At 45.5% G+C, this 10,423-nt stretch carries 9 protein-coding genes; all 9 read left to right on the forward strand.

All coding sequences use genetic code 11. The features are described from left to right. Positions 1–88 precede the first annotated feature (88 nt). The gene (locus Nant_RS00635; protein ID WP_054339708.1) at positions 89–814 is read left to right on the forward strand and encodes a DUF5020 family protein; all 726 of its coding nucleotides are present in this window, start codon (positions 89–91) and stop codon (positions 812–814) included. Positions 815–826: 12 nt separating this feature from the next. Continuing rightward, entirely contained in the window at positions 827–2,224 is a 1,398-nt protein-coding gene (locus Nant_RS00640) for a uracil-xanthine permease family protein (RefSeq protein WP_054339709.1), read from the forward strand. A gap of 539 nt (positions 2,225–2,763) precedes the next feature. Continuing rightward, entirely contained in the window at positions 2,764–4,359 is a 1,596-nt protein-coding gene (locus Nant_RS00645) for an ABC transporter ATP-binding protein (RefSeq protein WP_054339710.1), read from the forward strand. Beyond that, entirely contained in the window at positions 4,349–5,440 is a 1,092-nt protein-coding gene (locus tag Nant_RS00650) for an ABC transporter permease (protein ID WP_054339711.1), read from the forward strand. Before Nant_RS00645 ends, Nant_RS00650 begins: the two co-directional genes overlap by 11 nt. Positions 5,441–5,445: 5 nt before the next feature. After that, positions 5,446–6,372: an ABC transporter permease gene (locus tag Nant_RS00655; RefSeq protein ID WP_054339712.1), complete on the forward strand. Its 927-nt coding sequence runs from the start codon at positions 5,446–5,448 to the stop codon at positions 6,370–6,372. Between the two features lie 206 nt (positions 6,373–6,578). Further along, positions 6,579–7,079, forward strand: coding sequence for a xanthine phosphoribosyltransferase (gene gpt / locus Nant_RS00660; protein WP_054339713.1), 501 nt, complete (start codon positions 6,579–6,581; stop codon positions 7,077–7,079). 101 nt (positions 7,080–7,180) lie between these two features. Next, positions 7,181–8,263: a BMP family ABC transporter substrate-binding protein gene (locus tag Nant_RS00665; protein WP_054339714.1), complete on the forward strand. Its 1,083-nt coding sequence runs from the start codon at positions 7,181–7,183 to the stop codon at positions 8,261–8,263. Positions 8,264–8,376: 113 nt separating this feature from the next. After that, positions 8,377–9,339: an isopenicillin N synthase family dioxygenase gene (locus Nant_RS00670; protein WP_054339715.1), complete on the forward strand. Its 963-nt coding sequence runs from the start codon at positions 8,377–8,379 to the stop codon at positions 9,337–9,339. Positions 9,340–9,352: 13 nt separating this feature from the next. Continuing rightward, positions 9,353–10,351, forward strand: coding sequence for an adenosine deaminase (locus tag Nant_RS00675; protein WP_054339830.1), 999 nt, complete (start codon positions 9,353–9,355; stop codon positions 10,349–10,351). Positions 10,352–10,423 lie beyond the last annotated feature (72 nt).

Raw genomic sequence — 10,423 nt, forward strand, 5'->3', positions numbered from 1 at the left:
CTTTTTATATTTTTTCTAAAAAAGCTGATCTTTTGGTCAGCTTTTTGCATTTCCTTTCTAAATTTATTTAATTTAGAAAGGTGTCCGTATGAAAAAATATAATGCAGTGCTTGCGTTACTTTCTGGTCTGGCTCTTAGCAGTGGAGCACAGGCTGAATTGTACTGGCAGGACTTTAGCCTGAGTTACCTGAATGGTAAAAACTATCAGGCCGGTGATGATCATCGTCAGGTGTTAACCGTAGAACACGCCAGTGGCCAGAGTTGGGGGGATACTTACTTCTTTATGGATCGACTGCGTTCATCTGATGGCTCAAATGAGACTTATTATGAGTTGTCTCCTCGCCTGGGTATCGGTGCAGTCACCGGAAACGATTTGTCCTTTGGTCCTGTGAAGGACATTTATATAGCGACAACAATGGAAGGTGGTTCTGCAGGTAACGGCTTTAATAATTACCTTTATGGTCTGGGTGTTTCGCTGGATATTCCTGGCTTTAAATATGCGAATGTTAATATTTATAAAGCGAACAATGATTCTGGCGTTAATGATGAGCAGTTAACGCTGACCTGGGGTTACCCATTTTCTCTGGGTAGTGCTGAATTTCTTTATGACGGCTTTTTGGATTGGACCAGTGCTGGCTCAGGAAAAGCTTCTGAGATGAATTTCACTTCACAGCTCAAATACGATCTGGGTAAATCATTAGGTCTTAAATCACGTCTTTACGTGGGTATGGAATACGCCTATTGGAGCAATAAGTTTGGCGTTGCTGCATTAGATGAACGTAATCCAGCGCTATTGGTGAAATACCACTTCTAAAGGAGACCGAGAATGACCACGAATACTAAGAACTCAGAATTGATTTATTCTTTAGAAGCTCGCCCACCCGCAATGCAAGCCAGTTTTGCGGCTATCCAACATGTGTTGGCGAGCTTTGTTGGAATCATTACCCCGACATTGATTATTGGTGGTGTGCTTGGATTAGGCGAGCATATCCCCTATTTGATTAGCATGGCATTAATAGTCTCAGGGGTTGGTACGTTAATTCAGGCACGTCGGCCTTTTGGTATTGGCGCAGGGATGGTATGTGTCCAGGGAACCAGCTTTGCTTTCCTGGGATCGATATTAGCCGCTGGTTTTATTGCTAAAGGTCAGGGAGGAGGCCCTGACGAGATACTGTCATTGATTTTTGGTGTCTGTTTTTTAGGCGCTTTCGTTGAGATATTTTTGAGCCAGATACTGAGTAAGCTCAAACGCGTGATTACACCTCTGGTGACAGGTATCGTCATTACTATTATCGGTATTAGTCTGATAAAAGTAGGCATAACTGATCTGGCGGGTGGCTTTAAAGCACCTGATTTCGGAAGTCTGGAAAATCTTGCGCTAGGGGGCATAGTGCTTGTCTCTATCATTACTTTTAACTTGTCATCTCACCCTTTGATACGACTTTCGTCAATTGTATTAGGCTTAATTGTTGGTTTTTTAGTGGCTGCTTTCATGGGTAAAATATCCTTCCCCGATTTTAGTTCAGTCTCACTTATCAGTGTGCCGATTCCCTTTAAATATGGCTTTTCGTTTGATTGGACCGCTTTTATTCCCATTGCATTTATCTATCTGATTACCGCTATCGAAACGGCCGGTGATATAACGGCCAATTGTGTCGTCTCTAAACAGCCGATTGTTGGTGCTAGCTACATGAAGAGGATCAAAGGGGGTGTGTTAGGTGATGGAGTAAACTCGTTACTTGCGGCCATTTTTAATACTTTTCCGAATACAACCTTCAGCCAAAATAACGGTGTCATTCAACTGACAGGCGTAGCTAGTCGCTATGTGGGGTATTTTATAGGCGCAATTCTGATCATTCTCGGCCTGTTTCCAATTATAGGTGCGATACTTCAGCAGATGCCAAAACCCGTACTCGGTGGAGCGACTCTTATTATGTTTGGCACAGTGGCAGCAGCCGGCGTTAAGTTGCTGGCGACAGAAGAGCTTGATCGTCGTAAATTACTGATAATGGCCGTTTCTTTTGGAACAGGGCTGGGCGTAGCGATGAATCCGGCGGTTTTGGGTGAGCTACCTAAGGTTGTACAGAATATATTTGGTTCAGCGATCACAACAGGCGGCTTATTTGCCGTTGTTATGAGTGTGTTGTTACCGGATAAAGTAGCCGTGTTAAGCATGACTGATAATACCGAGATATCGTCTGGGAAGGTCTCTGTTGGTAGTTAGACGCTTTTTTCTGACTTTAATCCTGGGAGCACCCTAATGGTTGATAACCAGACCGCTAGTTGTGCTCTCTTGACTCCGGTTATTAGTGTCTTATTCATAGAGGGAAGCTCCAATCCAGTCAATAACAGTGACGAGATAAACAAGCGGCCGTTATAAACAAATCCAATCATTTAGCTAAAGATGCATATCTGGTGCTCCTTGGTAGATCACTAACATGTTTAAATGCATAATTCCGGAGCAACACTATCATTAATATTTTCAGTATAATTGATTCCTAATTTGTTGTTTTTTAATAAAATTTAATTGTGTAAGCAGAGTTTTAGATGATTTCATGAGATAAAATTTGTATCTAAGTTATCCAAAAACTTGTCTTATTGGTCAGGTTCCGCATAAATTCAGCCAGTATGTGAAAAAAATATTACTATTTGAATTTTTTGGCTGGGCCTTTTTACGTCGCATCAGAAACCGCAAAAAAGTTAATGTATAACTAATGAATCCAGAGACGGAAGAGTAGGTTGAATTAGCTAATGAGGACACAGATGAATACTCCTGCAACAAATTTCAAACCTGATCGTCCAAAGCGGCTGGTGATGAAGGGTATCACTAAGCAATATCCCGGCTGCCTCGCTAATGATAGCGTCGATCTGGATATCTGTGTGGGTGAAATACATGCGCTGTTGGGCGAAAACGGCGCGGGTAAAAGCACCCTGATGAAGACCATATATGGGATTGTTAAGCCGGATAGTGGCGAGATGATATGGGAAGGTGAGCCCATTCGTATTAAGGATCCCGCCCACGCCAGAAAACTCGGTATTGGTATGGTATTTCAGCATTTCTCATTGTTTGAAACCCTGACGGTTACCGAGAACATTGCGCTGGCATTGGGGGATGACGCTTCTGATATGAAAGCGCTGGCCGAAAAAATCCGTACCGTATCCGCTCGTTACGGTATGGCACTGAATCCCGAACGTTATGTGCATAGTTTATCGGTGGGCGAAAGGCAGCGCGTCGAGATTGTACGTTGTTTGGTACAGGATATTCGATTGTTGATTCTGGATGAGCCGACATCCGTATTGACGCCGCAGGAAGTTAATACACTCTTTATTACACTACGTCGCCTTGCAGAAGAAGGCTGTAGTATTCTGTTCATTAGTCACAAGTTGAATGAAGTTAAAGCGTTGTGCCATCGTGCGACCGTATTACGCGGAGGCCGTGTGTCGGGTGCTTGCATCCCCGCAGAAGAAGATCCCTCCGGTATGGCGCGTATGATGGTTGGCGAAGATATGCCTATCAGCATGGATTATGAAAAGGTAATAGGAGAGGATGTTTTTTTACAGGTGCGTGGTTTGAGCCGCATCAGCGAAGATCCTTTCGGTGTCGACCTTAAACATATCAATTTGGATGTGCATGCAGGGGAAATAGTCGGTATTGCAGGTGTCGCGGGGAATGGTCAGGAGGAGCTTCTGGCCGCGCTTAGCGGTGAATATACGATTAAAAACCATGATGCGATTCACTTCCCTTGTGGCCCCGTCGGTCATTTGTGTCCCGAAAAAAGACGCCGTAAAGGTCTCGCTTTTGTACCCGAAGAGCGCTTGGGACGGGGTGCGGTACCTGATATGAGCCTGAAAGATAATGCCTTGCTGACCGGCTTTTTAACCGGCTTAGTTAAAAAAGGGATGATTGATCATCAAGCCACCGAGAACTTCGCACAAAAAATTATCCAGCAGTATCGGGTAAAAACACCGCACAGTGGCACTCATGCAAAAAGTCTGTCGGGCGGTAATCTTCAAAAGTTTATTATTGGCCGTGAAATTCTGCAAAATCCCCAATTACTGGTCGCCGCGCATCCTACCTGGGGCGTCGATATTGGTGCGGCAACCGCGATTCATCAGGCCCTGATTGAGCTACGTGATAAAGGTGCGGCGATATTGATTGTTTCAGAAGATATAGATGAGTTATTTCAGATATCAGATCGTCTTTGCGCACTTTGTGATGGCGCACTATCCCCTATTAAAGCAACCAATGACACCTCATTAGAAGAGGTAGGCCAGTGGATGGCGGGCATGTTTGAAACAGAAAATAAAACAGACGCGACTAGCGCGCAGACTGATATAGGAGCTCCGCATGTTGTTTAAGCTGGAACCACGCGGCGAGCATTCCAAAGCGATGGCTTATCTGTCGCCGCTACTCGCGGGTATTTTAACCCTGATAACGGGCGGTATATTCTTTTATCTACAGGGTAATGATCCTTTATATGCCCTGAAAACGATGCTGTATACGCCGATCTCCGATGTTTATGGTTTGACTGAGTTATGTGTGAAAACCGCCCCTATCTTGCTCTGTGCTATTGGTCTGGCCGTGGTTTTTAAAGCTCAGGTCTGGAATATTGGTGCCGAGGGACAATTACTCATGGGCGGATTAGCCGCCAGTGCACTGGCCGTCAATATTATAGATATAGAAGGTGTCTGGGTGTTACCTATGGTGATGTTGGTGGGCATGCTCGGCGGTGGATTGTGGGCATTATTAGCTGCATGGCTGAAAACGCATTTCAATGCCAATGAAATACTAACCACTATCATGCTTAACTATATAGCCCTGAATTTTTTGATCTATTCAGTACACGGCCCCTTAAAAGACCCGCACGGCTATAACTTTCCTGAATCAGCCATGTTTGGCGACGCCGCGTTATTACCGATACTGGTTGAAGGTACGCGTGTACATGCCGGAATATTATTTGCGCTGTTCGCGGTCGTGGTGGTTTGGGTACTGTTAAGCCGCAGCTTTATTGGTTTTCAAATAAAAGTGCTGGGTTTAGATGCCAGCGCGGCACGCTTTGCCGGTTTTAAAGATAAAAAACTGGTGTGGATCACTATGTTAATCAGTGGTGCCTTAGCTGGTTTGGCAGGTGCAGGAGAAGTCGCGGGGCCTTTAGGACAGTTAGTGCCGCAGATATCTCCGGGATATGGCTATGCCGCCATTATCGTGGCTTTTTTAGGACGTTTGCATCCGATCGGTATTTTATTTGCCAGCCTGTTAATGGCGCTAATCTATATGGGCGGTGAAATGGCGCAGATTATGTTGAATATGCCATTGGCGATAACCGGATTGTTTCAGGGCATGCTGCTGTTTTATCTGCTGGCTTGCGATGTTCTGATTGGTTATAAAATTAAATTTCCCTGGTTGGGCACAAAAGCAGCGGCAAGCAGCGCGGAGTAAAAATAATGGATATGGATCTAATTACCAATATTCTCTATGCCATGATCCGGACCGGTACACCGCTGTTAATTATAGCGTTGGGCGAAATGGTCTGTGAAAAAAGTGGCGTTCTTAATCTGGGTCAGGAAGGCATGATACTGATGGGTGCCGTAGCGGGATTTATCGTGACATTGCTGACCGGCAGCCTGTTTTTTGGTTTTCTGATGGCGATGGCGGCAGGCGTCATTATGTCCCAATTGTTTGCCATGATAACACTTGGACTGAATGCTAATCAGGTCGCCACCGGGCTGGCGTTGACTATTTTTGGCACGGGACTTTCAGCTTTTATTGGCGCTGATTTTGTTGGTCAGCCGATACAGGGGTTGGATGTCATTGTTATTCCACTGCTCAGCGATATTCCTGTAATAGGCAAAATGTTGTTTGCGCAGGATGCGATTGTCTATCTGTCGTTTGGCCTGTTTACCGCGCTCTATTGGTTCTTCCGTTCCAGCCGCACAGGCCTGATCGTTAAGGCGGTGGGTGAAAATCCGCATGCCGCCAATGCTATAGGTTTGCCTGTAATGCGTACGCGTTATCTGGCGGTTGCCTTTGGTGGTGCCATGGCAGGGTTAGCCGGAGGCTATTTATCATTAGCCTACACACCCATGTGGGCAGAAAATATGTCGGCAGGCCGTGGCTGGATCGCATTGGCACTGGTGGTGTTTGCCAGCTGGCGTACAGAGCGAGTGTTATTGGGAGCCTACTTATTTGGTTTAGCCAGTATCCTGCATCTGGTTGCCCAGGGGTTGGGCTTTTCAGTATCGCCCAACTTACTGGCCATGTTGCCTTATGTGGCGACCGTGCTGGTCCTGGTTATGATGTCGCGCAACCAGAGCCGCAGTAAAATGTTTGCGCCCATGTCGCTGGGCAAGCCGTTTCACGTAGGATCCTGACGAGAATGCCTGTTAATAAATTCACTGGCCATACTGCCCCCCCCCGACACGCGATACTCGCGGGGGGGGATCATTGCTGGCAGGCTGTTCATAGTGGAGACTGATCAGCCTTATCCGTAGCTGCAAAAATCTGACTACTGGGTTATGATTTCCTGCTATTCATCCTAATGGATGGTGTATCAGGTTTATTTTGAGAGGAGCTGCCAATGTCACAATCGCCTTACAGTAAAGATTTTCCGGTTACCTGGGAGGAGCTACACCGTAACTCCCGTGCTTTATCATGGCGTTTGTTGGAGTTAGGTCCCTGGAAAGGCATTATTGCTATTACGCGAGGTGGTTTGGTACCGGCGGCAATTTTGGCGCGTGAACTTGATATTCGCCTCATCGATACGGTCTGTGTGACCAGTTATGGTGCATCGGATGACGGTGATGCGGCTATGCAGCAAGGACAGCTTAATATATTAAAAAGCGTAGAAGGAGATGGTGAAGGTTTTATACTGGTAGATGATCTGGTTGATACCGGTAAAACGGCTAAATGTGTACGGGAAATGCTCCCCAAAGCACACTTTGTTACCTTATATGCTAAACCTGCGGGTCTGCCGCTAGTGGATACTTATGTGATGGAAGTCAGCCAGGATACCTGGATCCGTTTTCCGTGGGATATGGAATATACTTTTTCGACGCCGTTGGCTGACAGAAAACCGTAAAGGCTCTTTTGGATCGTTTTATGCATTACTTTTTAAAAAAGAACAGCTAAATATAATAATCTGCTTCAGATTTTTAAACCGTTATAAATGAGGATTTCAAGATGAAAAAACCCGTATTGAGGAAGCTTCTGACAGGCCTTGTTGCCAGTTTAGGACTCGTTGCTACTTTATCTGTACAAGCGGCTGAACCTTTCAAAGTTGGCTTTGTTTATGTCGGCCCGATTGGCGATCATGGCTGGAGCTATCAGCATGACCAAGGGCGTCTCGCGGTTGAAAAATACTTCGGTGATAAAGTTAAAACCACCTATGTTGAAAACGTACCAGAAGGTGCCGATGCTGAGCGCGTTATTCGAACCTTGGCTAAAACCGGTCATAATCTGATTTTTACCACATCCTTCGGCTTTATGAACCCTACACTTAAAGTTGCTAAGCAATTTCCGAAAGTGACATTTGAGCATGCGACGGGTTATAAGTTAGCTAAAAATGTTGGTACTTATATATCCACAACCTATGAAGGCCGTTATGTAGCTGGCTTCGTGGCAGCTAAAGTGACTAAAACTAACAAAATTGGTTATATTGCCTCTTTTCCTATTCCGGAAGTTATCCGCGACATTAACTCAGCTCAAATGGCGTTGAACAAATATAACCCCGAAGCTGAGCTGAAAATTATCTGGGTTAACAGTTGGTTTGATCCGGGTAAAGAAGCCGATGCGGCTAATGCAATGATGGATCAGGGCGTTGACGTTATTTTACAACACACGGATAGCCCTGCAGCGATGCAAGCAGCCGATCGTCGCGGTATATTTGCTGTAGGTCAGGCTTCTGATATGTCTAGCTTTGGTGAAAAAGCGCACATACTGTCGGTTGTGGATAACTGGACTCCCTTCTATATCAAACGTGTTCAGCAAGTGATGGATGGTACCTGGAAATCTGAAGACCACTGGGGTGGTATGGCTGAAGATGAGATCGTTATCCCGGCTTTCACAAATATCCCTGACGAAGTAGCCACTGAAGCGCAATCTATTGTTGATGGAATTAAAGCGGGTACTATTCATCCGTTTGCCGGCCCTATCAAAAATCAGGCAGGTGAATTGAAAGTCGCAGAAGGCGAAATACTTTCACATGATGAATTGGCAGGTATGAACTGGTACATCGAAGGCGTTCAAGGCAACATTCCTAAGTAATAACATCAGTACACCAGGGGCTGTGGTGCGGCCCCTTTTCAAATAACACACTGGGTCTGAGTCATTAGCCCAGACCCTTGATTTGACCTTTTTTCTAACAGAGGACGTGTGTTATGACACCCTATATTCCGCTTATCGATATCTCTCCCCTATACAGTAATAAACGAGAACACTGGAGTGCTGTTGCTCAACAGATTGATGACGCTTGCCAGCAAAGTGGTTTTTTCTATGTCACCGGTCATACAATATCGGCTCAGCAGATGGAAAAAGTAACCGCTTTGGCGAAACACTTTTTTGCTCTGCCGAGTGAAGAAAAACTGAAAATTGATATTACAGCAACGCAGCATCATCGTGGCTATGGAGCGATAGCAACTGAACAGCTTGATCCTGAGCGCCCTGGAGACTTTAAAGAAACCTTCGATATGGCGCGCAACCTTGATCTTGCCAGTCCCGAAGTGTTAGCGGGTACACCTTTACACGGCCCAAATCAATACCCGGATATTGATGGTTTTGCTGAGGAGATGGAGGAGCATTACCAGTTAATGCTTGGGTTAGGAAAAACGATTCTCAAAGGGATATCGGTTGCGTTGGGTATTGAACCTGATTATTTTGACAGCCGTTTTACGCATCCGATAAGTGTTCTTAGATTTATCCATTATCCTCCCTTTGAAAAAAAGTGTTCTGATGATCAGTTAGGCGCTGGAGCACATACTGATTATGGTTGTATCACGTTGCTTTATCAGGATGATAGCGGCGGATTACAAGTCAAAAACCGTGCGGGGGAATGGATTGATGCACCGCCAATCGAGGGCAGTTTTGTCGTTAATATTGGCGATCTGATGGCACGTTGGAGTAATGATCGTTACTGTTCAACACCTCATCGTGTAATTAATCCTGCAGGCAAAGAACGATATTCATCGCCTTTCTTTGTGGAACCCAACTTTGATACAGATATTTATTGTCTGGAAGGCTGTTCAACGCCGGAAAATCCGCCGAAGTACCCTGCTATCAGCGCGGGCAACTATCTGCTTTCTCGTTTTAAAGAGACCTATGCCTACCGTCAAGAGATCAGCTGAGGATAAAACTATTATGTGTACGTTAGATTTTTTGAATCAGCTTCCCAAAGCAGAACTGCATCTTCATCTGGAGGGCAGTCTTGAGCCAGAGCTGATGTTTCGGCTGGCGTACCGTAACGATATCTCTCTCCCCTACAAAGACGTAGTCGCGCTCAAAGCGGCCTATCAGTTCGCTAATCTCCAGGATTTTCTTAATCTCTATTATCAGGGTGCGGCGGTGCTGCAGACCGAGCAGGATTTTTATGACCTGACCTGGGCGTATCTGTTGCGCTGTAAAGCACAGGGCGTGGTGCATACTGAACCGTGCTTTGACCCGCAAACCCACACGGCTAGGGGTATCCCGTTTGATGTCGTTATTAACGGTATCAGTGCCGCATTAAAGCAGGGTGAAGTTGAACTGGGCATCAGTAGCTACCTGATACTTTCCTTTTTACGTCATCTGTCAGAAGATGATGCATTTAAAACTTTAGAAGCGGCTATGCCTTATCGCGATCAGTTTATTGCTGTTGGGTTAGACAGTTCTGAGCAAGGAAACCCGCCTGAAAAGTTTCAGCGGGTGTTTGCCAAAGCCCGTGCCGAAGGCTTCAAAGCGGTTGCTCATGCGGGAGAAGAAGGTCCGCCAGCGTATGTGTGGGCCGCATTAGATATGTTAAAAGTGGATCGGATTGATCATGGGATTCGTGCTTATGAAGATGTCGAGCTGATGCAACGGTTGATTGATGAGCAGATTCCACTGACCGTGTGTCCGTTATCAAATACCCGCCTGAAAGTATTTTCCGATATGCAAGAACATACGATTCTTAAGATGCTGGAGCGCGGTGTTATGGTGACGGTTAACTCTGACGACCCCGCCTATTTTGGTGGCTATGTCAGCGAAAATTATATGGCTCTGTATCAATCGCTGGGTATGACGGATGTTCAGGCGAGACAGCTGGCTATTAACAGTATCAATGCCAGTTTTCTGCCGGATATTAAGAAGAGAGCTATCGTACAAAATATAAAGGCGATGTAACAATGCCCATAAGGAGCAGGCTTACACCTCTTTATATTTAAAGTTAGTTTGAGCGTTGAATTTGTGGATAAC

It is taken from the genome of Neptunomonas antarctica, from assembly GCF_001305295.1.
Taxonomy (GTDB): Bacteria; Pseudomonadota; Gammaproteobacteria; order Pseudomonadales; family Balneatricaceae; genus Neptunomonas; species Neptunomonas antarctica.

Excerpts from the sequence above, each read along its gene's own strand:
- Nant_RS00635 (WP_054339708.1), top strand. The coding sequence starts at position 89 with ATGAAAAAATATAATGCAGTGCTTGCGTTACTTTCTGGTCTGGCTCTT.
- Nant_RS00640 (WP_054339709.1), top strand. The coding sequence starts at position 827 with ATGACCACGAATACTAAGAACTCAGAATTGATTTATTCTTTAGAAGCT.
- Nant_RS00645 (WP_054339710.1), top strand. The coding sequence starts at position 2,764 with ATGAATACTCCTGCAACAAATTTCAAACCTGATCGTCCAAAGCGGCTG.
- Nant_RS00650 (WP_054339711.1), top strand. The coding sequence starts at position 4,349 with ATGTTGTTTAAGCTGGAACCACGCGGCGAGCATTCCAAAGCGATGGCT.
- Nant_RS00655 (WP_054339712.1), top strand. The coding sequence starts at position 5,446 with ATGGATATGGATCTAATTACCAATATTCTCTATGCCATGATCCGGACC.
- gpt (WP_054339713.1), top strand. The coding sequence starts at position 6,579 with ATGTCACAATCGCCTTACAGTAAAGATTTTCCGGTTACCTGGGAGGAG.
- Nant_RS00665 (WP_054339714.1), top strand. The coding sequence starts at position 7,181 with ATGAAAAAACCCGTATTGAGGAAGCTTCTGACAGGCCTTGTTGCCAGT.
- Nant_RS00670 (WP_054339715.1), top strand. The coding sequence starts at position 8,377 with ATGACACCCTATATTCCGCTTATCGATATCTCTCCCCTATACAGTAAT.
- Nant_RS00675 (WP_054339830.1), top strand. The coding sequence starts at position 9,353 with ATGTGTACGTTAGATTTTTTGAATCAGCTTCCCAAAGCAGAACTGCAT.